This is a genomic window from Marinobacter pelagius, from assembly GCF_900114925.1.
Taxonomy (GTDB): Bacteria; Pseudomonadota; Gammaproteobacteria; order Pseudomonadales; family Oleiphilaceae; genus Marinobacter; species Marinobacter pelagius.
In genome coordinates, this window is record NZ_FOUR01000004.1 from 187,315 (window position 1) to 212,750 (window position 25,436).

General features: G+C 59.7%; 20 protein-coding genes and 1 tRNA gene. 6 read left to right on the forward strand and 15 right to left on the reverse strand.

Annotation, left to right across the window (positions count from 1 at the left end; all coding sequences use genetic code 11):
* Positions 1–132 precede the first annotated feature (132 nt).
* Together BM254_RS10290 and BM254_RS10295 are read left to right on the forward strand one after the other, a co-directional pair.
* On the forward strand, positions 133–1,317 hold the full coding sequence (locus BM254_RS10290) for a pyridoxal phosphate-dependent aminotransferase (RefSeq protein WP_092002762.1): 1,185 nt from the start codon (positions 133–135) through the stop codon (positions 1,315–1,317).
* A gap of 70 nt (positions 1,318–1,387) precedes the next feature.
* A tRNA-Asn gene (locus tag BM254_RS10295) sits at positions 1,388–1,463 on the forward strand.
* A 503-nt stretch (positions 1,464–1,966) separates the two neighbouring features.
* Here BM254_RS10295 and pyrF read toward each other — a convergent pair.
* From pyrF to purU, 12 genes are all read right to left on the reverse strand, one after another.
* Positions 1,967–2,677 carry an orotidine-5'-phosphate decarboxylase gene (gene pyrF, locus BM254_RS10300; protein ID WP_092002765.1) on the reverse strand — a complete coding sequence of 237 codons (711 nt, stop codon included), beginning with the start codon at positions 2,675–2,677 and terminating at the stop codon, positions 1,967–1,969.
* 31 nt (positions 2,678–2,708) lie between these two features.
* A complete protein-coding gene (gene lapB / locus BM254_RS10305) occupies positions 2,709–3,878 on the reverse strand; it encodes a lipopolysaccharide assembly protein LapB (RefSeq protein WP_092002767.1) in 1,170 nt (389 codons plus the stop codon).
* Positions 3,878–4,180 carry a LapA family protein gene (locus tag BM254_RS10310; protein WP_092002770.1) on the reverse strand — a complete coding sequence of 101 codons (303 nt, stop codon included), beginning with the start codon at positions 4,178–4,180 and terminating at the stop codon, positions 3,878–3,880. The genes lapB and BM254_RS10310 overlap by 1 nt, the downstream gene beginning before the upstream one ends.
* A gap of 57 nt (positions 4,181–4,237) precedes the next feature.
* Complete coding sequence (locus BM254_RS10315; protein WP_008938050.1) at positions 4,238–4,534, reverse strand: integration host factor subunit beta; 297 nt, start codon at positions 4,532–4,534, stop codon at positions 4,238–4,240.
* Between the two features lie 130 nt (positions 4,535–4,664).
* Positions 4,665–6,356, reverse strand: a complete 1,692-nt coding sequence (gene rpsA, locus BM254_RS10320; protein ID WP_092002775.1) for a 30S ribosomal protein S1 — start codon at positions 6,354–6,356, stop codon at positions 4,665–4,667.
* 130 nt (positions 6,357–6,486) lie between these two features.
* The gene (gene cmk / locus BM254_RS10325) at positions 6,487–7,167 is read right to left on the reverse strand and encodes a (d)CMP kinase (RefSeq protein WP_092002778.1); all 681 of its coding nucleotides are present in this window, start codon (positions 7,165–7,167) and stop codon (positions 6,487–6,489) included.
* On the reverse strand, positions 7,167–9,395 hold the full coding sequence (locus BM254_RS10330; RefSeq protein ID WP_092002780.1) for a bifunctional prephenate dehydrogenase/3-phosphoshikimate 1-carboxyvinyltransferase: 2,229 nt from the start codon (positions 9,393–9,395) through the stop codon (positions 7,167–7,169). The genes cmk and BM254_RS10330 overlap by 1 nt, the downstream gene beginning before the upstream one ends.
* The gene (gene hisC / locus BM254_RS10335) at positions 9,396–10,520 is read right to left on the reverse strand and encodes a histidinol-phosphate transaminase (protein WP_092002784.1); all 1,125 of its coding nucleotides are present in this window, start codon (positions 10,518–10,520) and stop codon (positions 9,396–9,398) included. It lies immediately after the preceding gene.
* Positions 10,521–10,532: 12 nt separating this feature from the next.
* Positions 10,533–11,630: a prephenate dehydratase gene (pheA, locus tag BM254_RS10340; protein ID WP_092002787.1), complete on the reverse strand. Its 1,098-nt coding sequence runs from the start codon at positions 11,628–11,630 to the stop codon at positions 10,533–10,535.
* Between the two features lie 2 nt (positions 11,631–11,632).
* A complete protein-coding gene (gene serC, locus BM254_RS10345; RefSeq protein ID WP_092002790.1) occupies positions 11,633–12,715 on the reverse strand; it encodes a 3-phosphoserine/phosphohydroxythreonine transaminase in 1,083 nt (360 codons plus the stop codon).
* Positions 12,712–15,279: a DNA gyrase subunit A gene (gyrA, locus tag BM254_RS10350; protein ID WP_092002793.1), complete on the reverse strand. Its 2,568-nt coding sequence runs from the start codon at positions 15,277–15,279 to the stop codon at positions 12,712–12,714. The genes serC and gyrA overlap by 4 nt, the downstream gene beginning before the upstream one ends.
* Before the next feature lie 126 nt (positions 15,280–15,405).
* Positions 15,406–16,260: a formyltetrahydrofolate deformylase gene (purU, locus tag BM254_RS10355; RefSeq protein ID WP_092002795.1), complete on the reverse strand. Its 855-nt coding sequence runs from the start codon at positions 16,258–16,260 to the stop codon at positions 15,406–15,408.
* A 144-nt stretch (positions 16,261–16,404) separates the two neighbouring features.
* On the opposite strand from purU, the gene ggt reads away from it, so the two are divergent.
* From ggt to ftsH, 3 genes are read left to right on the forward strand one after another with little or no spacing between them, the layout of a single operon-like run.
* Entirely contained in the window at positions 16,405–18,108 is a 1,704-nt protein-coding gene (gene ggt / locus BM254_RS10360) for a gamma-glutamyltransferase (protein ID WP_092002798.1), read from the forward strand.
* 43 nt (positions 18,109–18,151) lie between these two features.
* Positions 18,152–18,400 (forward strand): YkoF family thiamine/hydroxymethylpyrimidine-binding protein, encoded by a 249-nt coding sequence (locus tag BM254_RS10365; protein ID WP_092002801.1) that lies wholly within the window; start codon positions 18,152–18,154, stop codon positions 18,398–18,400.
* Positions 18,397–20,307 (forward strand): ATP-dependent zinc metalloprotease FtsH, encoded by a 1,911-nt coding sequence (gene ftsH / locus BM254_RS10370; protein WP_092002804.1) that lies wholly within the window; start codon positions 18,397–18,399, stop codon positions 20,305–20,307. The genes BM254_RS10365 and ftsH overlap by 4 nt, the downstream gene beginning before the upstream one ends.
* Positions 20,308–20,316: 9 nt before the next feature.
* Here ftsH and BM254_RS10375 read toward each other — a convergent pair whose 3' ends face one another.
* Genes BM254_RS10375 through BM254_RS10385 form a run of 3 tightly spaced genes read right to left on the reverse strand, consistent with a single transcriptional unit; the run spans position 20,317 to position 24,335 of the window.
* Positions 20,317–21,042 carry a ZIP family metal transporter gene (locus tag BM254_RS10375; RefSeq protein ID WP_092002807.1) on the reverse strand — a complete coding sequence of 242 codons (726 nt, stop codon included), beginning with the start codon at positions 21,040–21,042 and terminating at the stop codon, positions 20,317–20,319.
* A gap of 31 nt (positions 21,043–21,073) precedes the next feature.
* Complete coding sequence (locus tag BM254_RS10380; protein WP_245777426.1) at positions 21,074–21,943, reverse strand: universal stress protein; 870 nt, start codon at positions 21,941–21,943, stop codon at positions 21,074–21,076.
* Entirely contained in the window at positions 21,930–24,335 is a 2,406-nt protein-coding gene (locus BM254_RS10385) for a Lon protease family protein (RefSeq protein WP_092002810.1), read from the reverse strand. Before BM254_RS10385 ends, BM254_RS10380 begins: the two co-directional genes overlap by 14 nt.
* A gap of 299 nt (positions 24,336–24,634) precedes the next feature.
* On the opposite strand from BM254_RS10385, the gene BM254_RS10390 reads away from it, so the two are divergent.
* Positions 24,635–25,369 carry a DUF2202 domain-containing protein gene (locus BM254_RS10390; RefSeq protein ID WP_092002812.1) on the forward strand — a complete coding sequence of 245 codons (735 nt, stop codon included), beginning with the start codon at positions 24,635–24,637 and terminating at the stop codon, positions 25,367–25,369.
* Positions 25,370–25,436 lie beyond the last annotated feature (67 nt).

Genomic DNA, 25,436 nt, shown 5'->3' on the forward strand with positions numbered 1-25,436 from the left:
CCATCGAGAAATTTAGCGTTACGCTGGCTTCATGATACCATCAGTGCGATCGACGGCTGGGCGAAAATCAGCCAGCAATGGCTCCCCCGGCCGATCGCAGCCCAATAGGACGCAGCTTTAAGGAGCTCAAGTTTGGACCTTCAACTTTCCAGCCGAGTACAGGCTATCAAGCCCTCTCCCACCCTCGCAGTCACCAACAAGGCCGCGGAACTCCGCGCAGCCGGCCAGGACATCATTGGCCTGGGTGCAGGCGAGCCGGACTTCGACACCCCCGAGCACATCAAACAGGCAGCCATTGAAGCCATCAACAACGGCCAGACCAAATACACTGCCGTGGATGGTACGCCGGCCCTGAAGAAAGCGATTATTGCGAAGTTCAAACGGGACAACGGCCTGGAATACGAAGCCAACCAGATACTGGTAAGCAGTGGTGGCAAACAGAGCTTTTTCAACCTGGCACTTGCCACACTGAACGAGGGTGACGAGGCCATCATCCCGGCCCCGTACTGGGTTTCCTACCCGGACATGGTACTGGTCGCCGAAGGCAAGCCGGTCATTATCGAGACCAGCGCCGACACCCGCTTCAAGATCACCCCGGAGCAGCTGGAAAACGCCATCACCGAGCGTACCCGCCTGTTCGTGATCAACAGCCCGTCCAACCCGAGTGGCATGGCCTACTCCATGGAAGAGCTGAAGGCGATCGGTGAGGTGCTGAAGAAGCATCCGAACATCATGATCGCCACCGACGACATGTACGAGCCGATCCTGTGGACCGGCAAGCCGTTCTGCAACATCGTGAACGCCTGTCCGGAACTGTACGAGCGTACCTTCGTACTGAACGGTGTCTCCAAGGCCTATTCCATGACCGGCTGGCGTATCGGCTATGCCGCCGGCCCGGCCAAGATCATCGGCGCCATGAAGAAGATCCAGTCCCAGAGCACTTCCAACCCCTGCTCCATCTCCCAGGCCGCTGCTACCGCCGCCCTGGACGGTGATCAGGCGTGCGTGGGCGAGATGGTCAAGGCGTTCAAGGAACGTCACGACTGGCTGGTAGATGCCCTGAACAAGCTGCCGGGTGTTGAGTGCCTGACCGGCGACGGCACCTTCTACGTGTTTCCGAGCTTCCAGGGTGCCATTGACGCCGATGACAGCGTCAGCACTGACGTGGAATTCGCCGAGAAGCTGCTGACCGACGCCGGCGTGGCGATCGTTCCGGGCTCCGCCTTCGGTGCTCCGGGCCACATGCGCCTGAGCTTCGCGACCAGCATGGATAACCTGCAGAAGGCGGTTGAGCGTTTGCAGAAGGCGCTTGGCTAAAAAGTTTTTGTCAGGGGTTGACGAGGCGGTATAGCCACCTTAATATACGCGCCTCGTCACATGACGACGTTCCCCGATAGCTCAGTTGGTAGAGCAACGGACTGTTAATCCGTTTGTCGCTGGTTCGAGCCCAGCTCGGGGAGCCAATATTTCGAAAGCCCGCTAATTCTCTGAGTTAGCGGGCTTTTTTGTGTTTGTTCGTTTTTTGGTGCTTTGTCGTTTTGGTCCTGCCCTAGCCTTCGAGTGTTGGGGGAAGGGGCATCTGGCAGGGCTTTCAAAAACACGCTACGAGCACGTCCATGTGCGCTTGTTTCGGGCCGTCCCTGGCCCTCAACAGTTTTTGAAAGCCCTGCCAGATCCCCCTCTCTTAATACCGGAGGGGTCAGCAACCTTGTGAACAGAACCTTTGAGTCAAGCCTGATCAAACAGGCCAAAGTTTGCAGTCTCCCGCCGCTCGTTTTCAGCTGTTTCCTATCACTGCTTTTGCTGAGTGGCGTGGTGGGGGCTGCCTCCCAAAAATGTTGAAGGCCAAGGATGGCCTGAAACAAGCGCACATGGACGTGCTCGTAGCGGTTTTTGGGAGGCAGCCCCCACCGCGCCACACCCCCGAACCATGCAGGCTAGGTCAGGATTCGAAGCCAGGAAAACGCTAGAGGCCAACCACCTCAGAATGGATAGCCTCCAGAGCAGCCAAAGGATCCGGCGCCTGGGTAATCGGACGGCCAATAACGAGGTAATCGGAACCGGCCTTGAGGGCATCCGTGGGAGTCATGATGCGTTGTTGGTCGCCTTTTTCGGCGGTCAGCGGCCGGATACCCGGGGTGATCAGTTTGAAGTCGGCGCCCTGCTCGGCTTTGAGCTTTGGGGCTTCCTGAGCGGAGCAGACGACGCCGTCGAGGCCGCAGTTGCGGGTCAAGGTTGCCAGGCGTGAGACCTGGGCTTCAGGGGAGTCGGTGATGCCAATGCCGGCCAGGTCTTCGGCGCCCATGCTGGTGAGAACCGTGACAGCAATCAGTAGCGGTTTATCTGCACCGAAGGATTCCAGGCGTTCGCGGCAGGCGACCATCATTTTTTCACCGCCGGACGCGTGGACATTAACCATCCAGACGCCCAGATCCGCAGCAGCGGCGACCGCTGCGGAGGTGGTGTTCGGGATGTCGTGGAATTTCAGGTCCAGGAACACGTCGAAGCCCCTGCCCTGCAGTGACTGCACCAGTTGCGGACCGGAGCGGGTGAACAGCTCCTTGCCGACTTTCAGGCGGCATTTGGCCGGGTCCAGCTGGTCGACCAGGGCCAGTGCCGGGTCCTGGGAGGGGAAGTCGAGGGCGACGATGATTTTGGGGTCAGAGGGGTTTTGCACGGTTCGGTTCCTGGGGTAAGTCGTAACGGATTTATTCGGCTTCCACGCCCTGGATCGGGCGGATGGTTTCCCACTGTTTGCAGCTCGGGCAGAGCCAGTGTAACTGCTGGCCGGAGAAGCCGCAGCTTACGCAGCGGTAGACCGGGCGATTGGACAGGAGAAGATGGCCGATCCGGCTCACCAGGCGGCCTTCATCCGTGGTCATGCCCTTCTCGTAACCCGCCATTTCCACCAGCCGGAGCAGTCCACGCACGGACGGGCGGCTTTCCAGTTCCTGGCGCAGCAGGTCAATCGCCGCCGGTCGCCCGGAGGCGCGTTCGACAGATTCTACCAGAGCCAGCAACAGACTCGTGCTGGGATATTTCTCGTAGAGTTTGCGCAGTTTCTTTGCCAGGCGGCCGACGTCGCCGTGCTCGCGCTCGAGTTTCATAAGGCGGTCAATCGCCTCCGGCCCGAACTCCGGGTTCTGGTCGAATACCTTCAGGCTTTCCTTGCCCGCTTCACGGAAGCTGCCCTGGCGAATGAGGAGGCTCATCAGGATAAGCGTGGCGCGAACGCAGGAGTGGTCGTATTCCAGAGCCTCCTTGGCCAACTTCTGGGCCGTCCACCGGTCGTCGTGTTTAAGCGCCTGCTCGGACAGCTCACAGGTGATGTAGGCCAGGGTCTTGAACAGCGCCACATCGGAGTCGCCCTTGGCGAGTGTGCGGGCCACGTCGGCGGCTTTGCCCCACTCGCGTTCCTGCTGGTACAGCTCGATCAGCTGGAGCGCGGCGTCGCGGCCGTATTCCCTGTCACCCATGATCTGGTGCAGGAGCGCTTCGGCGCGGTCCAGCAAGCCGGCATTGAGATAGTCCAGGGCAAGCTCCATCGTCACCTGTGGCGAAAAACGGCCGGGCAACTCGGGGCGGGCAAGGAGGTTCTGGTGAATGAGGATGGCGCGGTCGGTCTCGCCCTTGTTCCGGAAGTGACTGCCGATGGACAGGTGCAGGCTGACGGTGTCCTTGTTGACGGCGAGGGACTGGACGAAGTTTTCGACCGCCTGGTCGGAGTAGTTGGTAAACAGGAACTGGAGGCGATCGCGGACCGAGTCTTCGTCAGAGATGGCGCTTTTCGAACTGCGGTTGTTACTGCCAAGCCGGCCCGCCATCCAGCCGGCCGCAACTGCCGCAGTCAGCAGCAGCCACTGAAGCACTATATCCATTAAAGAGTCCGGTCGTTCTCAGCCCTGGATTTCTCCAATGCCTGCTCGGCACGATCGAGTCGTTTCTTGAGGGTTCGCCGTGACACGGATGTCCGCACGGTCGCCAGCATGGTCATCAGAACGCCAAACAACGCGCCAATGACAAACGCCATGATAATCCAGACGGCCACGCCGTGGGGTTGGGTCTCGAACAGCAGAAAATTAAGGGATACCGCCATCTGGTTATTCAGCGAGAATACGAGTGCCAATAAAATCAGGACCAGTACCAACAGAATAATGAGGATCTTCTGAAATCCTGCCATAGCGTAAGCACTCCGTAGGGCTCAACTGGCCCGAATCTTCATATTCTCTGCGAGACCCTAGAAACCTTTTTTCAGGCTGTCATTGACCTGTTCCCGGAGTTCCTTCCCGGGTTTGAAATGGGGCACATACTTTGCCGGCAGGTTCACAGCCTCACCGGTCTTGGGGTTACGGCCGACTCTGGCCGCCCGGTGATGGAGGGAAAAGCTGCCAAATCCCCGAATTTCGATTCTCTGACCATCCGCAAGCGACTGGGACATGTGCTCTATGATGGTTTTCACTGCAAGCTCAACATCCTTCACAGACAACTGGGTCTGCTTGGAAGCAATCAGTTCGACCAGTTCGGACTTCGTCATGAGGCGCTTCCCTCTTATTTATTATTCGGTAGTCAGTTACCGTGATTTCTTGTCCTAGTTTAGTCAAACCAGAAAAAAACACAAAAAAAACGGGCTCTTAGAGCCCGTTTTTTTCACACCAGAAGGAAACTTATTCCTTGTTGGCGTTCTGCTGCTGCATCTGCTCCTTGATGAGATCACCGATGGTGGTCGCACCAGAAGTTTCAGCGGTCTTGCTGCGGACGCTTTCCAGCGCCTGCTTGTCGTCTTCAACGTCCTTGGACTTGATGGACAGGTTGATGACGCGGTTCTTGCGGTCGATGCTGATAATCTTCGCTTCGACTTCTTCGCCTTCCTTCAGCGCGTTGCGTGCGTCTTCCACACGATCACGGCTGATTTCGGAGGCCTTCAGTACCGCCTCAACCTCGTCGTTCAGAGCAACGGTTGCGCCTTTGGCGTCAACAGAAGATACAGTGCCCTTGACGATGGAGCCCTTGTCGTTCAGCTGTACAAACTCGGCGAACGGATCGCTTTCCAGCTGCTTGATGCCCAGGGAGATACGCTCACGCTCGGGATCAACAGACAGGATAACGGTCTCGACTTCGTCGCCCTTCTTGTATTCGCGAACGGCTTCTTCGCCAGTCTCGTTCCAGCTGATGTCGGACAGGTGAACCAGTCCGTCGATGCCGCCTTCCAGACCGATGAAGATACCAAAGTCAGTGATGGACTTGATCTTACCGGAGATGCGGTCACCCTTGTTGAACTTGCTGGAGAAGTCTTCCCACGGGTTGGATACACACTGCTTGATACCCAGGGAGATACGACGACGCTCTTCGTCGATATCCAGGATCATGACTTCTACTTCGTCACCGACCTGAACAACCTTGGACGGATGGATGTTCTTGTTGGTCCAGTCCATTTCGGACACGTGTACCAGACCTTCAACACCCTCTTCCAGCTCGGCAAAGCAGCCGTAGTCAGTCAGGTTGGTTACGCGTGCAGTAACCTTGGAACCTTCCGGGTAACGACCCTTGATATCCACCCAGGGATCTTCGCCCAGCTGCTTCAGACCCAGGGAAACACGGTTGCGCTCACGGTCGAACTTCAGAACCTTGACGTTAATCTCGTCGCCAACGTTCACGATTTCGCTCGGATGCTTGATGCGCTTCCAGGCCATATCAGTGATGTGCAGCAGGCCGTCAACGCCACCCAGATCCACGAACGCGCCGTAGTCGGTCAGGTTCTTGACGATACCCTTGATTTCCATACCCTCGGTCAGGGTCTCGAGCAGAGCTTCACGCTGCTCGCTGTTCTCAGCTTCCAGAACGGCGCGGCGGGAAACAACCACGTTGTTACGCTTCTGGTCCAGCTTGATAACCTTGAATTCCAGCTCTTTGTTCTCCAGGTGCGCAGTGTCGCGAACCGGACGAACGTCTACCAGGGAACCCGGCAGGAAGGCACGAATGCCAGACAGGTCGACGGTGAAACCGCCCTTGACCTTGCCATTGATCACGCCTTTAACAACTTCTTCAGCCTCGAAGGACTTCTCCAGTACTTTCCACGCTTCGGCACGCTTGGCCTTCTCGCGGGAAAGACGGGTTTCACCGAAGCCATCTTCAACAGCATCGAGAGCCACATCGACAACATCGCCGACAGCTACTTCCAACTCGCCTTTTTCGTTGAGGAACTGGGAGGCGGGGATAACGCCCTCGGACTTCAGTCCGGCGTTAACGGTGACCCAGTCGTTGTCGACGTCAACTACGGTTCCCTGGACGATGGAACCCGGTTGCATGTCAATTTCTTTCAGGCTTTCTTCAAAAAGATCCGCAAAGCTCTCGCTCATTATGTGTCCTATGTGATCAACGCAAGTGTACTCCGTGCCGCCAGCAACACGGTCTGTTAGCGATTTCCGGAATCAGCCAGCGGCTGGCAAATAACGCTGTTTCCGGCATTTCAACGACAAAAAGGTGTAGTCAGGCCTGACCTGCTGCGGCCATACACCTGTCCAACACCTCTTCTATACTCAACCCCGTAGAATCAATGACTTGCGCATCATCCGCGGGCCTGAGAGGGGCTGCGGAACGGTTCATATCCCGTTCATCACGAACCCGTATCTCCTCTAAAAGGGCATCAATATTAACATCGACACCCGCTTCCTTCAACTGGTTAAAACGTCGCCGGGCCCGTTCCTCGGCACTGGCCGTCAGGAAGATTTTCACCGGCGCATCCGGGAACACCACCGTGCCCATATCGCGGCCATCGGCAACCAGACCGGGCGCCTGGCGAAAGTCCCGCTGCCGCTGCAACAACGCATCCCGGACGGGCTGCATGACCGCCACCCGCGAAGCGTTATCGCCACAGGTTTCGGTGCGGATCTCGGAGGTGACATCTTCGCCTGCCAGCAATACTTTCGCGGGCTGACCGGCCGGGGTCGGCTCGAAGGTCACGTCCAGCGAGGACGCCACCCTGACCAGCCCTTCTTCATCATCAAAGGAAACACCCTGCCGCATGGCTGCCAGGGCGGTCAGACGATACAGGGCGCCACTGTCCAGCAGATGCCAACCCAGCTTCTGCGCCAGCATCTGGGTGATGGTGCCCTTGCCCGAACCGCCGGGGCCATCCACCGCGATGACCGGTGCCTTGCTGTCTGCCATTACTCACCACCTTCTGTACGAATCTGGATACCAGTCTGCTGCGCCAGCTCCACAAAACTCGGGAAGGAAGTGGCCACATTCGCGCAGTCCGTGATCTCGATCGGGCCGTTTGCCCTCAGGGATGCCACCGCAAACGACATGGCGATCCGGTGATCCCCGTGACTGTTCACGGTTCCGCCGCCGATGTCCTGGCCGCCATCGATGATGATGCCATCCGGGGTAACAGTCGTCTCAACACCCAGGGCTGCCAGGCCATCCGCCATGACCTGAATCCGGTCACTCTCTTTCACCCGCAGCTCTTCGGCGCCGCGGAGCACTGTACGGCCCTGCGCGCAGGTGGCGGCGATGAACAGCACAGGGAATTCGTCGATGGCCAGGGGAACCTGCTCTTCCGGGATGTCGATGCCCTTGAGCTCGGCAGAGCGCACACGCAGGTCGGCCACCGGCTCGCCGCCAATTTCGCGCTCCTCAAGCACTTCGATATCGGCGCCCATCTGGCGCAGGATATTGATGACACCCACCCGGGTCGGGTTCATGCCGACATGGCGCAGCACCAGTTCGGAAGCCGGGGCAATGCTCCCGGCCACCAGGAAGAAGGCGGCGGAAGAAATATCCGCGGGTACATCGATGGCGCAGGCCGTCAGCTTGCCGCCACCGGTCACACTGGCGGTCGCGCCATCCCGGTGAACGTGATAGCCGAAGCCCACCAGCATGCGCTCGGTATGGTCCCGCGTTGGCGCAGGCTCAGTTACCGAGGTAACGCCTTCGGCATAGAGGCCCGCCAGTAACAGACAGGACTTGACCTGGGCACTGGCCACGGGCATTTCATAATGAATGCCAGTCAGTTTATGACCACCACGAATCTTCAGCGGCGGGCGGCCTCCCTCGGCGGTGTCGATCACCGCACCCATGGCCCGGAGCGGATCGGCAACGCGTCCCATGGGACGCTTGGACAGGCTGGCATCACCGGTCAGCTCGGAATCGAACGGCTGGGCGGCCAGCAAGCCGGCAAACAGGCGCATGGCGGTTCCGGAGTTACCCAGGTAGAGCGGGCCCCGGGGTGCCTGCAGGCCGTGCATGCCGACACCGTGGATGCGAACGAAGCCGTCTTCCGGGCCTTCGATGGTCACCCCCATGTCACGGAATGCCTGCAGGGTCGCCAGGCTGTCTTCACCTTCGAGGAAACCTTTGACCTCGGTAATTCCCTCCGCCAGGGCACCCAGCATGATGGAACGGTGGGACATGGATTTGTCACCCGGAACCCGGATATCACCCCGGATGGAGCCACCGGGCTGGAGCTGGAAGGTTACCTGCTTTTCGCTGTTGTTAGTCACGTACGCCTGTCCTGAAAGCATCTTGGTGAAGTGTTCCCGCGCCGCCTTGGCGCGACTGAAGACCCGGAGCAGCATTGCACCATCGCCAGCGGCAATGGCAGACCGCAACTGGTCCAGATCATGGGTAAAGTGGTCAATAACCCGGAGCACCGCATCCCGGTTCGACAAAAAGATGTCGTGCCACATCACCGGGTCGCTGGCCGCGATCCGGGTGAAATCCCGGAAACCGCCGGCGGCATACCGGAAGATATCCATATTCTCGTCTTCCCCCGCCAGGGTGTCCACGAGCGAGAAGGCGATAAGATGCGGCAGGTGGCTTGTCGCGGCCAGTACTTCGTCGTGGTAGGCCACGGACATGGTCAGCACCGTGGCACCACACCCCTCCCACAGCGCCCTGAGCCGCTCGACATCGGGCTGATGGGCGTTATCCGCCGGCGTCAGGATGACCTTGTGATTGGCAAACAACTCGGGATTGGCCGCCCGGATACCGCTTTTTTCGGAACCGGCAATCGGGTGACCTGGAATCACGTGGGGAGAAAGCTCGCCGAAAACGGCTTCAACGTCCGCTACAAAACTGGACTTGGTACTGCCGACATCGGATAAGACTGTGTCACTGTCGAGAAACGGTTTGAGCTCTGCAAGCACCGCACGGGTCGCGCGTACCGGAACCGCCAGCACCACCAGATCACTGCCGCGAACGGCCTGCTCCAGGGACTCGGCCGCAACATCGATAACACCCAGCTCCTCGCCGAGGGCAAGCTCTTCGGCCCGACGGTCATAACCGACTACCTGGCCGGCCAGCCGGTGCTGTCTGATGGCACTGGCCAGGGACCCGCCGATGAGTCCCAGACCGATAATGGCAACGCGCTTGAAAAGTGGCTCGCCGTCGCCCACTCAGCCACCCTCCCCGGCGGCACTCAGGGCCTCGGCAAGGGCGTCGAGGAAGCGTTCGTTTTCTTTGGCAAGGCCGACAGAAACCCGCAGATGTTCCGGCATGCCGTAACCGGCAATCGGCCGCACGATGACCCCGTGCTCCAGCAACGCGTGATAGATCGCCAGGGCCTGTTTCCCGACTTCCACGGCGATGAAGTTGCCTGCGGAAGGGATATACGGCAGCCCCATTCGGTCGAAACCGTCCGCCAGCTGCTTCAATCCCTCGGTATTCACCTCACGGGAACGGTTCAGATAATCCTCGTCCCCCAGGACTGCGGTTGCCGCAGCCAGCGCGACAGTGTCCACGTTGAACGGCTGACGCACCCGATTGAGAATGTCCGCAATCGCGGGCGAACTAATGCTGTACCCCACCCGCAGTGCCGCCAGACCCCAGGCCTTGGAGAAGGTACGGCAGACGATCAGGTTGGGAAAACGCTCCAGCAGTTCAAGGCCGTCCGGGTATTCGGTACCGGTGAGGTATTCACAATAGGCTTCATCCAGAACCACCAGCACATCTTCGGGAATCTTCGCCAGGAAGCCCTCGATCGCATCGGCGGTATGTACAGTACCGGTCGGATTGTTCGGGTTGGCCACGAATACCAGGCGGGTGCGCTCGGTCACGGCATCGGCCATGGCATCGAGATCATGCCCCCAATCCTTCGCTGGCACCGACACCCCTTTGGCACCGATGGCCTGGGTCACCAGCGGATAAACCGCAAAGGCATACTGGGAGAACACCACTTCGGAATCCCTATCGGCGAAGCAGCGGGCAATCACTTCCAGGACATCGTTCGAACCGTTGCCCAGGGTGATCTGATCCATGCCCACGCCGAAGCGCTCGGACAGCGCCTGCTTGAGATCAAAGCCGTTGCCATCCGGATACAGGCACATTTCAGACAGTGCTTCCCGGGCGGCAGCCAGTGCCTTTTCACTGGGTCCCAACGGATTCTCGTTACTGGCCAGCTTGATGATCTCGGCGGGCTTCAGGCCCAGCTCCCGTGCCAGCTCTTCGATCGGTTTGCCCGGCTGGTAGGGAGACAAAGCCTGGACACCTTTAACCGCAAGACTCTGGTAATCGACTGCCATTCAAAGCCTCCTTTACAAAACGCCGATTGGGTAGGAACCGAGCCGCTTGAGCTCCACCGCCTCTTCGTCCACCTCAGCCAGTACCTTACGGACGGTTTCGTCCTCCATGTGTCCCTCGAAGTCGATGTAGAACACGTAGGCCCAGGTACCACTGGGCGATGGCCGGGTCTCGATGCGGGTCAGACTGATGCCGTGACGGTGGAACGGCTCCAGCAGCTGGTACAGAGCGCCGGGCTTGTTGCGCATGGACACCAGGATGGAGGACTTGTCGTGACCACTGGCCGGAACCTCTTCACGGCCGATGATCAGGAACCGGGTGGTGTTGTCCGGACGATCCTCGATGCTGTTGGCCAGTTTCTCCAGGCCATACAGTTCCGCTGCCATATCCCCGGCAATGGCAGCCGTGCCCGGCTCCTCGGCGGCCCGGCGGGCGGCTTCGGCGTTACTGGACACGGTCACCCGCTCGATGCCGTAGCGATGGGTATCCAGCCACTGCCGGCACTGGGCAAAAGACTGCTGGTGGGAGTAAATGCGGGTAATCTCCTGGTCCTTGTGCTTCGGAGACACCAGCAGGTGGTGGTGAATCCGCAACTGCACCTCACCGCAGATCTTCAGCGGCGAGGACATGAACATGTCCAGGGTGTGGTTGATCATGCCTTCGGTGGAATTCTCCACCGGCACCACGCCGTAGTGGGCCGCGCCGGACTCCACTTCGCGGAAGACCGCGTCGATGGCTGGCAACGGTACGCTGATGACGGAATGGCCGAAATGCTTCAGCGCCGCCGCCTGGGTAAAGGTACCGATCGGCCCCAGGAAAGCGATGTGCATCGGCTTTTCCAGCGCCAGGCAGGCGGACATGATTTCACGGAACAGCCGCGCCATTTCCTCGGCGGGCAGCGGCCCCGGATTGTGCTCCTTGATACGACGCAGCACCTGGGCCTCGCGTTCGGGACGGTAGAAGAACACATTCTCGTCCGGATTCGCAGCCATCTTTACATGGGCCACTTCCTGGGCACAGCGGGCCCGGGCACTGATGAGGTCCATGATCTGCTGGTCAAGACTGTCAATTTCGTCCCGGAGTTCGCCCAGACGGGTCTTCTCGTCCGTCATGATCAGCCACGCTCCTTCGCAAATTCCGTCATGTACTGGATCAGTGCGTCGACACCGGCTTCGGGCATGGCGTTATAGATACTGGCGCGCATTCCGCCCACGGAGCGATGGCCCTTGAGGTTCAGAAGGCCCCGGGCGTCCGCCCCCTTGAGGAACTCGTCATTCAGGGCATCGTCGGCAAGGGTGAACGGTACGTTCATCCAGGAACGGAAACGCGGCTCAATCGGGTTGGCGTAAAAATCGTTGGCGTCGATGAAGTCGTACAACTTCCTCGCCTTGCGATAGTTGATCTCGCCCATGGCCTTGACGCCACCCTGCTCTTTCAGCCACTTGAACACCAGCCCCGCCAGGTACCAGGAATAGGTCGCCGGGGTGTTGTACATGGAGCCGTTATCGGCGATGACCTGGTAATTCATCATCGTCGGCGTTTCCTTGCGTGCCTTGCCGAGCAGGTCCTTGCGGATGATGACCACCACCAGACCGGACGGGCCGATGTTCTTCTGGGCGCCGGCGTAGATCAGCCCGTAGCGGGACACATCCACCGGCCGGGACAGCATGGTAGAGGACATGTCCGCCACCAGGGGCACATCACCGCTGTCCGGTGTGAAATCGAATTCCAGGCCGCCAATGGTCTCGTTCGGGGTGTAATGCAGGTAGGCGGCATCGGCATTGGTGTTCCAGGTGGCCTGTTCCGGCACGGTGGTAAAACCGCTGTCCTCGGAACTGGCAACCACGTTCACGTCACCGTAGCGCTTGGCCTCGGCAATCGCCTTCTTGGACCAGATACCGGTGTTGACGTAATCCGCCGAGGTCTTGTCGCCAAGCAGGTTCAGCGGGATGGTGGAGAACTGGCTGGAAGCTCCACCCTGCATGAAGAGTACGGCGTAATCGTCTGAAATTCCGGCCAATTCACGCAGATCTTTTTCGGCAGTTTCGGCAATGGCCACGAACTCGTCGCTGCGGTGGCTCATTTCCATCACCGACATGCCGGTACCACGCCAGTCCAGCATTTCGTCCCGGGCCTGTTTCAGCACCGGCTCCGGCAAGGTAGCCGGACCCGCGCAAAAGTTGAACGCCCTGCTCATTCTTCGCTTTCCTCGCCTTCTATCTCTTCATCATCGGATTCTGCAATCCGCTCCACGCCGACCAGGCGCTCATCTTCCTGAGCCAGGCGGATGAGACGAACCCCCTGGGTATTACGGCTCAGGATGGAAACCTCATCGGTGCGGGTGCGCACCAGGGTACCCTTGTCGGAAATCAGCATCATTTCGTCGCCATCAAACAGCTGGAGCGCGGTGACCAGGTCACCGTTACGCTCGGAGCACTGCATGGCGATAACGCCCTGGCTGCCACGGCTGTACGTGGGGAACTCGTCGATCGCGGTGCGCTTGCCGTAGCCGTGCTCACTGGCAGTCAGGATCACACCACCCTCTTCCGGAATGATCAGGGACACCACGTGCTGGCCTTCCGGCATCCGGATACCGCGCACGCCGCGGGCAGTCCGGCTCATCGGCCGCACCTGGTCCTCGGTAAAGCGCACGGCCTTGCCGGCGCTGGAGAACAGCATGACCTCGGCATCACCCTTGGTGATGGCGGCGCCAACCAGGGTATCGCCCTCATCCAGGTTCAGGGCGATCAGACCGTTGCTGCGCGGACGGGAGAAATTCGGCAGCGGGGTCTTCTTGACCACACCGTTGGAGGTGGCCATCAGCACAAACTGGTCTTCCGGGTAATCCTTCACTGGCAGGAAGGTGGTGATACGCTCACCCTCGTCCAGCGGCAGGATATTGACCATCGGCCGGCCCCGGGAACCACGGCTGCCACGGGGAATCTCGAACACCCGCAGCCAATAGACCTTGCCACGGTTGGAGAAACACAAAATGGTGTCGTGGGAGTTGGCCACCAGCAGTTTCTCGATGAAGTCCTCGTCCTTCATGGAGGTAGCGGCCTTGCCACGGCCACCGCGGCGCTGGGCCTGGTAATCCTCTACCGCCTGGGTCTTGGCGTAACCACCGTGGGAGATGGTGACCACCAGGTCCTCTTCGTCGATCAGGTCCGCGATGGTCAGGTCACGGCGGGAGCTGGTGATCTCGGTACGGCGGTCATCGCCGTAGTCATTCACAATCGCTTCCAGCTCTTCACGGATCACCTGCAGCAGGCGCTCCGGATCGCCCAGGATATCGAGCAGATCGGCGATCTTCTCGAGAATTTCCTTGTACTCGTTCTGCAGCTTCTCGGTTTCCAGACCGGTCAGGCGGTGCAGACGCAGGTCCAGGATGGCCTGGGCCTGTTCCGGCGACAGATAGTACAGGCCTTCGCGCAGACCGTAGATCTCCGGCAGGTCGTCCGGACGGCAGGCATCTTCGCCGGCACGCTCGAGCATGGCCAGCACATCGCCCGGCGCCCAGCCCTTGTCCATCAGCTTTTCTTTGGCCTCGGCCGCAGTCGGGGACTGCTTGATCAGCTCGATGATCTCGTCGATGTTGGCCAGGGCAACGGTCAGGCCTTCGAGAATATGACCGCGCTCGCGGGCCTTGCGCAGCTCATAGATGGTCCGGCGGGTCACCACTTCACGGCGGTGGCGCAGGAACGCATCCAGCATTTCTTTCAGATTGAGGGTCTTGGGCTCGCCGTTGATCAGGGCAACCATGTTGATACCGAACACGGTTTCCAGCTGGGTGTGGGCGAACAGGTTGTTGATCACCACGTCGGCGTTCTCGCCACGACGCAGCTCGATCACAACGCGGATACCCTCCTTGTTGGATTCGTCCCGCAGTTCGGAAATACCCTCAACACGCTTTTCTTTCACCAGCTCAGCGATCTTCTCGATCAGGCGAGCCTTGTTGAGCTGGTAAGGAAGCTCGGTGATGATGATGGATTCACGACCGGTTTTCTTGTCCTGCTCGATCTCGTGGCGGGCGCGGATATAGATGCGGCCACGACCGGTGCGGTAGGCCTCGACGATGCCGGCACGACCGTTGATGATGCCCTCGGTCGGGAAATCCGGGCCAGGGATGTACTCCATGAGCTCATCCACGGTCAGGTCGCCGTTATCAATCAGCGCCAGACAGCCGTTGACCACTTCGGTCAGGTTGTGGGGCGGGATATTGGTGGCCATGCCCACGGCGATACCGGAGGAACCGTTTACCAGCAGGTTCGGAACCCGGGTCGGCAGCACATCAGGAATCCGCTCGGTGCCGTCGTAGTTGTCGACGTAATCAACGGTTTCCTTGTCCAGATCCGCCAGCAGGGAGTGGGCAATCTTCTCCATGCGGATCTCGGTGTAACGCATGGCCGCCGCGTTATCGCCGTCAATGGAACCGAAGTTGCCCTGGCCGTCCACCAGCGGATAGCGCAGGGAGAACGGCTGGGCCATCCGCACGATGGTGTCGTATACCGCAGAGTCACCGTGGGGGTGGTATTTACCGATAACATCACCCACCACACGGGCGGACTTCTTATAGGCCTTGTTCCAGTCATTGCCCAGCTCGGACATGGCGAACAGCACCCGACGGTGCACCGGCTTGAGGCCGTCGCGCACATCCGGCAGTGCCCGGCCGACGATCACGCTCATGGCGTAATCGAGGTAGGACTGCTTCAACTCGTCTTCAATGTTTACCGGCAGGATCTCTTTGGCTAACTCACCCATCGAGAAAGGTTCCTTTGCGTTATCTGGAAGTCGTGCGGGAGCCGTTTCCGGGCCCCGTATTTATTCTTCAACAAGCCGCCAAGCATACCACAGTCCGCCCTATTCCGGGGCACTTGTGGCCAAGCCTTAACCAAACACCACGGTCTTGTTTTCGTAGGTAATCACCCGGTCCTCAACGTGCGCCCGCAGGCCGCGTGCCAGCACGTTTTTCTCCACATCCTTACCCAGGCGAACCATGTCTTCGATGGAATCGCTGTGGTTGATGCGGATGACGTCCTGTTCGATGATCGGGCCCTCATCGAGGTCCTGGGTCACATAGTGGCAGGTGGCCCCGATCAGCTTCACACCGCGGCTGTAGGCCTGATGGTACGGCCGCGCGCCGGCGAAGGACGGCAGGAAGCTGTGATGGATATTGATCACCTTGCCGGCGTACTTCTCGCACAGCTCGGCCGGGAGGATCTGCATGTAGCGGGCCAGGACCACCACATCGGTCTCGTACTGCCCGAACAGTTCCTCGATGTGGGCGAAGGCCTCGGCCTTGTTCTCCTTGCTCACCGGCACGTGGTGATACGGGATTTCATGCCATTCCACCATGCGACGCAGATCATCATGGTTGGAAATCACCGCGACGATCTCGGCATTCAGCTCCTTGCTGTGCCAGCGGTGCAGGAGGTCCGCCAGACAGTGGGATTCCTTGCTGCACATCAGGATGACCCGCTTGGGCCGCGCGGAGTCGGCAATATGCCAGTTCATGTTGAACTCGCGGGCAATGGGCTCGAATGCGGCACGGAACTGGTCCAGCCCGAACGGGATGGACTCGGCCTTGATCTCGTGACGCATGAAGAACCAGCCGGTCTGGGTATCCGAATGGTGGCTCGCCTCGGTAATCCAGCCATTGTAGGTGGACAGGAAATTACTCACCTTGGCAACGATTCCGACCCGATCCGGGCAGGAAATCACAAGACGATAGGTATGCTCCATGAAAGCCTTTCCTTAACTTGAATCCGGGAAAGCAGGTGCGACGGGGACCCCGGTGGAAAAACACAAGGCGGGCAATCGGTACGCACCATCAAAAATGACCGGCTATCATAGCCTATCTGAACGCCTAAAACGAGGAATGGACGCATGCGGATAATCGTGCTTTTACTGCTAATGACTTGCCTGCCCACGGTATGGGCCCAGGCCATTCTTGAGGGTGAACGCTTCCACCCGGTCCAGGGCAAACATGGCATGGTGGCCACCAGCCATACCCTCGCTACAGAGGTGGCAATGGAGGTACTCAAAGACGGCGGTAATGCGGTTGATGCCGCCGTTACAGCGGGCTTTGCGCTGGCCGTCACCCAGCCCCGCTCCGGCAATATCGGCGGCGGCGGTTTCATGCTGTTTTCACCGGGAGACGGCAGTGCTCCCGAAGCCATCGATTACCGGGAGAAAGCGCCGGCGGCCGCCACTGAAACCATGTTCCAGGATGAGGATGGTAATGCAGTGACCAACCGCAGCCGGTTTACCCACCTGGCCGCCGGCGTACCCGGTACGGTCGCCGGTCTGGCGCTGGCCCTGGAGCGCCATGGCACCATCAGCCTCAAGGATGCCCTGGAACCAGCCATCAAGCTCGCCCGGGACGGCTTTATCGTGCCACACCGGTTCACCGAGGGCCTGGAACAGGCAAAGGAGCGACTGCAGCGCTGGCCAGCGACCCTCGAGACCTTCTACAAGGAAGACGGCTCGGCCTGGCAGCCGGGTGAGCGCTTCCGTCAGCCGGAACTGGCCGCCACGCTCCAGCGGATTGCCGATAACGGCGTCGAGGGCTTCTACGAGGGCGAAACCGCCCGCCTCATCGCCGAGGAAATGCAGCGCAATGGCGGCCTGATCACCGAGCAGGACCTGCGGGACTACGAACCGGCCATCCGCGAGCCGGTCCACGGCACCTATCGCGGCCACGACATCTACTCCATGTCGCCACCCTCCTCCGGCGGCACTCATATCGTCCAGATCCTGAACATCCTCGAGGGCTACCCCATTTCCGACTGGGGCCACAACTCCGCCAGCACCATCCACCACATGGCCGAAGCCATGAAACTGGCCTACGCCGACCGCTCGCAATACCTGGGCGATACCGACTATGTGGACGTCCCGCTCGCCGGCCTCACCAGCAAGGCCTACGCGGAGGGTCTGCGTGAGACTATCAAGCCGGACCAGGCCCGCCCCGCCAGCGAAATAGGCCCCGGCGAGCCAGCGGCCTACGAAAGCCCCGAGACCACACACTTCTCCGTGGTGGATCGCTGGGGCAATGCGGTCTCCAACACCTACACCATCAACTTCAGTTATGGCTCGGGCATCACCGTGGCCGGCGCAGGTTTTCTGCTCAACAACGAAATGGACGACTTCAGCGCCAAGCCCGGCGTGCCCAATGCCTATGGCCTGATCGGCGGCGAAGCCAACAAGGTGGAACCCGGCAAGCGCATGCTCAGCTCGATGTCGCCCACCATTGTCCGCAAGGATGGCAAGAACTTCCTGGTCACCGGCAGCCCGGGGGGCTCGAGGATCATTACCACCACCTTGCAGGTGGTAATGAACGTAATTGACCATAATATGAATATACAGACAGCGGTGAGCGTGCCCCGGATACATCACCAGTGGCTGCCGGACGAGATCCGCGTCGAACAGGGCATCAGCCCGGATACCACTCAACGACTGCAGGATTACGGCCACACAGTGGTGACAAAATCCGCCATGGGTGCCATCCAGAGCATCCAGATCGGCCCGGATGGTACCCTCTACGGAGGCGCGGATCCGCGCCGGAGCACCTCATCGGCCATGGGGTATTGAACGAATCCGATTGACCCGGGTCACTGATCCGAAAGGAGGTACCATGTATCTTTCAGTACAACTGAGCTGTTATCCGCTGAAGGATGACTACAAACAGCCGATCTGGGATCTCATAGCCCGACTTGAACAATCCGGGCTGGAGGTGTATTCCGGACGTATGAGTACAGAAATCTTTGGCGAATACGATGAAGTCATGAAGGTTCTCTCGGACACCATGAAGTGGTCATTCGAGACCTACGGCAAATCGGTATTCGTCGCAAAAATCATGGAGGGCGATCGGAGGCCCAGATGACAGCACCTCAAGGACCGGACCAGCAGAAACCGGGCAACAACAACCCGCAACCCGCGATTCCCAACCAGTTTGCCTTTCTCTGGTTGAGCGCCGCCATCTTCCTGATGGTGCTGTGGTTGCAGGATGGGGACCAGCCACGGCAGCAGGAACTCGCCTATTCCGAGTTCAAGAGCGCCGTGGCCGAGCGCCAGGTCTCGGAGGTAACCCTCCGATCCGAGGAAATTCTCGGCATGTTCAACGATCAGGGCGTGACGTCTTTCAGCAGCGAGAGCCAGGCCCGGCAACCGACCACCGGCTTCCACACGGTACGGCCGCCCATGGAAGACCCCGAACTGCTCCCCCTGCTTGAGCAGAACAACGTGACCATCCGGGCCACCAGCTCCGAACTGCCCTGGTGGCAACAACTGATCCAGGCATTCCTGCCGTGGATTCTGCTGCTGGCCCTGATGTTCTGGTTCTGGGGCGCCGCCCAGCGGCGGATGACCCAGGGCGGTGGCCTGTTCGACTATGCCAAATCCAAGGCCCGCCGGGCCCGCCCGGAAACCTCCCACACCACCCTGGACGATGTCGCCGGGATTGAGTCCGCCAAGCGGGAAATCACCGAGATTATTGACTTCCTGAAATCCCCGGAACGGTTCCGTCGGCTCGGCGCGGTGATGCCCAAGGGTGTACTGCTGGTCGGCCCGCCGGGCACCGGCAAGACCCTGCTGGCGCGGGCCATCGCCGGAGAGGCGGATGTACCCTTCTTCAGCATCAGCGCCTCGGAGTTCATCGAAATGTTTGTCGGTGTGGGCGCAGCCCGGGTTCGGGATATGTTCCAGACCGCCCGGAAAGAAGCCCCGGCGCTGATTTTCATTGACGAGCTGGACGCGGTTGGCCGTTCCCGTGGCACCGGCCTGGGTGGCGGCCACGATGAGCGGGAACAGACTCTGAACCAGATCCTCACAGAAATGGACGGTTTCGAAGAGCACGAAAACATTCTGGTGCTTGCCGCCACCAACCGGCCGGACGTACTGGACAGCGCCCTGCTCCGCCCCGGGCGCTTTGACCGCACCATCACTCTGGACCGCCCGCACAAGGACGCCCGGGAAGCCATCCTGAAGGTCCATGTCCGCAAGGTTCCTCTTGCCGACGACGTGAACCTGACCGAAGTTGCCGCCCGCACCATCGGCTTCTCCGGGGCCGACCTGAAGAACCTGGTGAACGAGGCTGCCCTGACCGCAGTCCGGGAAAACAAGGACAAGGTGGACGCCCAGTGCTTCGACGAGGCCAGGGACCGCCTGATTCTGGGTGAGGAACGGGATGCCCGGCTGACACCGGAGGAAAAACAGGCAGTGGCCTACCACGAGAGCGGCCACGCCATCATGGCCTACTTCATGCCGAAGGCGGACCCGCTTACCAAGATCACCATCATCCCACACGGCATGGCCATGGGTGTGACCGAGCAGACCCCCAAGGAAGACCGCTACACCTTCACCGAGAGTTACCTGAAGGACCGTATCAAGGTCATGCTCGGCGGCCGCTCGGCCGAGAAGATTATCTATGGCGAAGTCAGCACCGGTGCCCAGAATGACCTGAAGGAAGCCACCAAACTTCTGCGCAAGATGATCGGCCAATGGGGCATGAGCGAGAAACTCGGCCCTCTGGGCCTGAGTATCGGCGAGGAACACGTCTTCCTGGGCCGGGAGATGGGCGCACCGCGGGAGTTCAGTGAAAAGATGGCCGAACTTATCGACGGTGAGATCCAGTCCCAGCTAATGGCACTGGAGAAAGCCACGGTGGATTTCCTGACCGAGCACAAGAATCACCTAGAGGCGCTGGCCAAGGCGCTCCTGAAGAAAGAAACCCTCTCGGCAGAAGAAATCGACGACATCCTCAGTAAGGAAGGCGCCCGCAAGATCGCCTGAGGCTGGCCCTCAGGCGTGCGCCACCAGCATCTCACTGAACAGCGCAAGGCAGAACCCGAGCACGGCTCCGAGGGGTGGCCCCCAATGCCGCTCCAGCCGGGACTGGGGCGCAATGTCCTGAAAGATCAGATACAGGATCCCACCGGATGCAAAGAGCATGATGCCGCCCAATATGGCCTGGTGGTCTGACAGCACGAAGTAACCGAGCAGGCCGGCTATGGGCCCCGTCAAGACAAGCGAACTCATGAATCCGAGCGTTTTCCGTGAGGTGTAGTCCGGCTGATCGCACAGTTCGCGGTAGGCATTAAAACCTTCCGGCAGGTTCTGCAGAGCAATCAATGCCGCCAGGAGTGCCGCCATTCCAGGGCTCACTACAATCAGACCGCCGAGAGCCGTCGCTTCCGGAATATAATCGAGCATCAAACCGGTCAACTGGGGCGCTTCCCGGCGCCTCAGACCCAGCATCCGCTCAACGCCGAAAAACAGCAGCCCTCCCAATAGAATGATGGGAATACTCCATAACGAGTTCTGCATGCTGGTGCGCCCCTCCGGCACCAGCACCACCGCAACGGCCCCGAGCAGAATCCCACCGCCAAAGGCGATGAGGAAATGACGAAACTCCTGCTCAAGCCAGTTCGGCCTGATTCGCTCAAAGCTCGCCAGCAGACCACCGGCGGGAATACAGGCACCCGCCGCTGCAGTCAGGGCAATGATATAGACAACATCCAGAAACATCCGGAACCAAGACTCTGAAAGGAATTTTGAATCAGGGCGTAACCGTCACCGGCAGATTCAGTTCGACCAATAGCTGATCGGCACCCTGTTCATCAAACACACTGCACTGCCGGCTGACAACCAGCTCGGACGGGCGTTCCTGGCGAAGTATCCTGGCCACTTCGGCGGCACTGGCACGGGGAATAAGCCTGACGCGCGCGCCGGTCCCCCGGGCAATCAGCTGTTCCTCGATGGCCCTGACGACTTCCTGACCACCCTCTCCGTGGCTGCGAACCAGCACCGTCAGCGGCTGGTGATGGCGTCGCGCCTGTTCGATTCCGACGGCCAGCGCCCGATGGTTGGCACCCTGGTCGTCGTTGAGGAGCACAACCACACCGTGGCCGGGACGGCGCTGGATCTCGGCCCAGAGCAGCACATCCCCCGGGGCCTGGCGAATCAATCCCCGGGCAGTGGAGCCCAGCCGCGAGCCGGGTGCCGCCGACCATCCGACACGCCCCATCACCACCAGATCATCCGGACCTACCAGACCGAGAACCTCCTCGATAACGCTCCCCCGACACAACTTCAATGCCTGGCGCAGGCCGCGGCTGGCCACCGCCCGCTGCAACGAACGGCGTGCCTGTTCAGCAAGCGAGCGCATGCGCATCTCGAGCATGGCCGAATCCAGTGGACGAGCGGCGCCGGAGCTTGCGCCAATCTCCCGGGCAAAATCAAAACCGGAGCTGCGCAACAGGTTCACTTCCTCCACATACACGCCGAGAATGTCATGTCCCCGCATTGCCGCTATGTCGGCTGCGGCCTCCAGCGCAGACAGGCTGAGCCGGGAGCCATCCAGCAGGACAAGTACCCGGCCGGAACCGGGTTCGGAGGGGACGGATTCGGGCTGCTCAGTCATCGTCATCCTTGCCTCCGTTGCCATTGCCGTTGTCCTTGTCATCGTCCCGCTTCTTGCCCACTTCGGCGAAGGCCACGAGGCGGTCCTGAACCTTCCGGTTGAAACTGCCCTCCGGGTAGTCACCATTGTCATCGGCAACACCGGCTTCCATACCGGTCAGTAACTCGATTGCTTCATTGATATCCGAGATCGGATAGATGGTGAATTGACCCTCGCCCATGGCGTCCCTGACATCTTTCCTGAGCATCAGGTGCTCCACGTTGCTTTCCGGCAACAGCACGCCCTGATTACCCAAATTACCGGAATTCCGGCAGATACTGAAAAAGCCCTCGATTTTCTCGTTGACTCCGCCCACGGCCTGGACCTCGCCGTGCTGGTTCATAGACCCGGTGACCGCAAAGCTCTGCTTCAGCGGCGCTCCGGCAATCGCAGAAAGCAGGACACAGGTTTCCGCCACCGAAGCCGAATCCCCTTCCACACCACCATAGGACTGTTCAAAGGCCAGACTAGCCGATAGCGACAACTCCCCCTGTCCGGCATAGCGGCTGGCCAGGAACCTAGACAGGATCATTACCGCCTTGCTATGGATCGGGCCGCCCAGCTTGGCCTCCCGCTCGATGTCCACCACCTGGCCCTTGCCCGGGCGGGCGGTGGCGGTAATCCGGGTGGGCTGGCCGAACATGGAGGCGCCCAGCCGGAGCACGGACAGGCCATTCACCTGCCCCACTTCCTCGCCTTCGGTGGCGATCTTCACAATGCCCCGGGTGATCTGCTCCATGCTGCGTTCACGCACCCGGCTGGCCCGGTACTCGCGCTCATCAATTGCCTGCTGGATATGGTCGGCGGTGATGAGCTCTTCACCGGCCTGCCTGGCCCAGTGGTCTGCCTCGCTCATCAGATCCCTCAACACCCGGTCATGGGCGGTGAGCTTGCGCTGGTCACTGGCCAGACGGCTGGCGTGTTCGATCAGACGGGCCACACCATCACGGGTCAACGGTCGCGCTTTGACACCCCGGGCCATGGTGGCAATCATCCGGGCGTAGAGCCCGTAGCAGCCATCATCCCTATCAAGGTCATCCTCAAAATCCGCTTCCACCTTGAACAGGTCGAGGAAATCCGGATCGTAATGGGACAGGAGGTAATACAGCATCCGGTCCCCAATAATCACCACCTTGACCGACACCGGAATCGGTTCGGGCTGCAGGCTGGTGGTGCTCACCAGGCCGTAAAGCCGCTCCAGGGACTCGATGCGGATTTCACCGGAGAACAGAATGCGCTTGAGGCTTTCCCAGGCCATGGGCTGGGTCAGGATGCGGCGGGCGTCGATAATCAGGTAACCCCCGCTGGCCCGGTGCATGGCACCGCCCTTGATCAGGGTGAAATCCGTATACAGCGTGCCCTGGCGCGCCCGGTGCTCGATCTGACCGGTCAGGTGCTGGTGATTGGGCAGGTCTTCATAGATCACCGGAGCGCCCTGGGTCTCGGCGTTGTCCACCAGCAGATTGACCTTGTAGCGCACCAACAGGCCCGCCGGTGGACCACTTTCGCCATCCTGGAAGGCTTCGGCATGCTCGACCACGTCCTCCCTCACGGCGTCCAGATGCGCCACCACTTCGGGCAAGTGTGACCACTTCTCGCGCAGCTCACCCATGGGCCCACCGAGGGTAATCTGAACCATCTCCTCATTCAGGGCATGAACCCGCTCGCGAACTTCCTTGCGCAGCCTGGGAATCTGCTGGATGGTCTGCTGGAGTTTTTTCTGCAGCTCCTCCACCTTGGATTCGACGAGCTGCTTTTCCTCATCGGAGAATTTCTTGTATTCCTCGGGATCGATCACCTCCCCATCCCGCATGGGGGCAAAGGTAAACCCCGCCGGCGTGGTGATCATGGCAATGTTGTTGCGGTTGGCCTCTTCCTGGATATCGAACAGCCCCTGGTGCTGGCGCTTGGCCATCTCCTCCTGGAGCTCCTGAATCCGGGACTGGTATTCCTCACTCTCGAACGTCGCCGGGATGGCCGTGCGCAGCTCGTCGGTAAAATCGTTCATGTCCTTACGGAACTCGCGGCCCTGGCCGGCCGGAAAACGCAGCGCCTTGGGGCGGTCAGCGTTCTTGAAGTTATAGACATGGCACCAGTCCGGCGGAACTTCCTTTTCGCCTGCATGCCTGCCCAGAAAACGCTCCACCAGCTCCTGTTTTCCGGCTCCCGAGGGCCCCAGCACGAAGAGGTTGAATCCCCGGCCTTCCATGCTGGCGCCGAACTCCAGCGCCCGCAGTACCCGCTCCTGGCCGCAAGGCAACTCCAGGTCCTCGAGGGTTTCCGTGGTCTCGAAATCCAGTTTCTCCGGAGGACAACGGTGATAAACCTGATCAATGTTCAGTGGTGCGGGTACTGTCATCAACTACTCCTTCAGGCAAGTCGCACTTTCAAATAAGGAATCATCGGTGACTGAAAGGATAGACCACGACCAATGGTTGGTCAGGGCAGCGAATTCAGAATAAGAATGAAAACAGACAGGAACTGATGAAGGTCAAAAATATCAAGGTGCGACAATGTGACGCACTTTTCGTCGACGATAGATACCTTTACCTACATTTTATTGCAAAAAGGTAAGAAAATGAGTGAACCTTTCCAAAAGGGCAGCGTCTTAAGTAGTGAATTCGGGTTTTCCTATTACCTGTTCAAGAGAGGTCAACTATGAACACAAAACCCTTTATCACCGCCACCCTTATCGGTTCCATGTTTGCGAGCAGTGTTGCCCTGGCTGCCGGAGGGCCTGGCTACGGTAAGCAGAGCATGATGCTGGCCGAAGCAACAGAAACTTCTTCAGTAGAAGCAACATCTTCAACCGATACCGTCGTTGTGGACGACAGCGCTTTGACCGAGATCGAAACCGATGATCTCAAGTACATGCGTGAAGAAGAGAAACTCGCACGGGACGTGTATCTGACCATGGACCAGTACTGGGGGCAGCAAACCCAGGTCTTCGCCAAGATCGCACTGTCCGAGGAAGATCACACCAGCACAGTTGACTACCTGCTGGACAAATTTGACGTGGAAGATCCGGTGGTAAACGACACCATTGGCGTGTTCACCAATGAAGAACTTCAGGCGCTTTATAACGAACTCGTTGCCCAGGGCAAGACCTCCTTTATCAACGCCCTTTATGTCGGCGCGCTGATTGAAGAAAAGGACATGCGGGACATCCTGGCAGCCATCAACCAGACCGATGAGCGCCCGATCATTCTGGCCTACTCCAACCTGCTCGACGGTTCCAAGAGCCACCTGCAGGCCTTCGTGAGCGTGATCGAAGACCAGGGCCTGACATATGAGGCACAGATTCTCGACCCTGAAGAGGTGGAGTTGATCCTTGAGGACGAGAGTTCCCTCGACGACGACGATGACGACCACGACGACGAGGACGAGGACTAAAACCCTCCGCAACGAACAAGGGCAGCCAAACGGCTGCCCTTGTTGTTTCTTGCCCTGGTCTTAGTAA

Excerpts from the sequence above, each read along its gene's own strand:
- BM254_RS10385 (WP_092002810.1), bottom strand. The coding sequence starts at position 24,335 with ATGACAGTACCCGCACCACTGAACATTGATCAGGTTTATCACCGTTGT.
- gyrA (WP_092002793.1), bottom strand. The coding sequence starts at position 15,279 with ATGGGTGAGTTAGCCAAAGAGATCCTGCCGGTAAACATTGAAGACGAG.
- BM254_RS10315 (WP_008938050.1), bottom strand. The coding sequence starts at position 4,534 with ATGACGAAGTCCGAACTGGTCGAACTGATTGCTTCCAAGCAGACCCAG.
- BM254_RS10310 (WP_092002770.1), bottom strand. The coding sequence starts at position 4,180 with ATGGCAGGATTTCAGAAGATCCTCATTATTCTGTTGGTACTGGTCCTG.
- hisC (WP_092002784.1), bottom strand. The coding sequence starts at position 10,520 with ATGGCAGTCGATTACCAGAGTCTTGCGGTTAAAGGTGTCCAGGCTTTG.
- purU (WP_092002795.1), bottom strand. The coding sequence starts at position 16,260 with ATGGAGCATACCTATCGTCTTGTGATTTCCTGCCCGGATCGGGTCGGA.
- BM254_RS10380 (WP_245777426.1), bottom strand. The coding sequence starts at position 21,943 with ATGACGATGACTGAGCAGCCCGAATCCGTCCCCTCCGAACCCGGTTCC.
- serC (WP_092002790.1), bottom strand. The coding sequence starts at position 12,715 with ATGAGCAGGGCGTTCAACTTTTGCGCGGGTCCGGCTACCTTGCCGGAG.
- BM254_RS10365 (WP_092002801.1), top strand. The coding sequence starts at position 18,152 with ATGTATCTTTCAGTACAACTGAGCTGTTATCCGCTGAAGGATGACTAC.
- lapB (WP_092002767.1), bottom strand. The coding sequence starts at position 3,878 with ATGGATATAGTGCTTCAGTGGCTGCTGCTGACTGCGGCAGTTGCGGCC.
- BM254_RS10375 (WP_092002807.1), bottom strand. The coding sequence starts at position 21,042 with ATGTTTCTGGATGTTGTCTATATCATTGCCCTGACTGCAGCGGCGGGT.
- rpsA (WP_092002775.1), bottom strand. The coding sequence starts at position 6,356 with ATGAGCGAGAGCTTTGCGGATCTTTTTGAAGAAAGCCTGAAAGAAATT.
- ftsH (WP_092002804.1), top strand. The coding sequence starts at position 18,397 with ATGACAGCACCTCAAGGACCGGACCAGCAGAAACCGGGCAACAACAAC.
- BM254_RS10390 (WP_092002812.1), top strand. The coding sequence starts at position 24,635 with ATGAACACAAAACCCTTTATCACCGCCACCCTTATCGGTTCCATGTTT.
- ggt (WP_092002798.1), top strand. The coding sequence starts at position 16,405 with ATGCGGATAATCGTGCTTTTACTGCTAATGACTTGCCTGCCCACGGTA.
- pheA (WP_092002787.1), bottom strand. The coding sequence starts at position 11,630 with ATGACGGACGAGAAGACCCGTCTGGGCGAACTCCGGGACGAAATTGAC.
- cmk (WP_092002778.1), bottom strand. The coding sequence starts at position 7,167 with ATGGCAGACAGCAAGGCACCGGTCATCGCGGTGGATGGCCCCGGCGGT.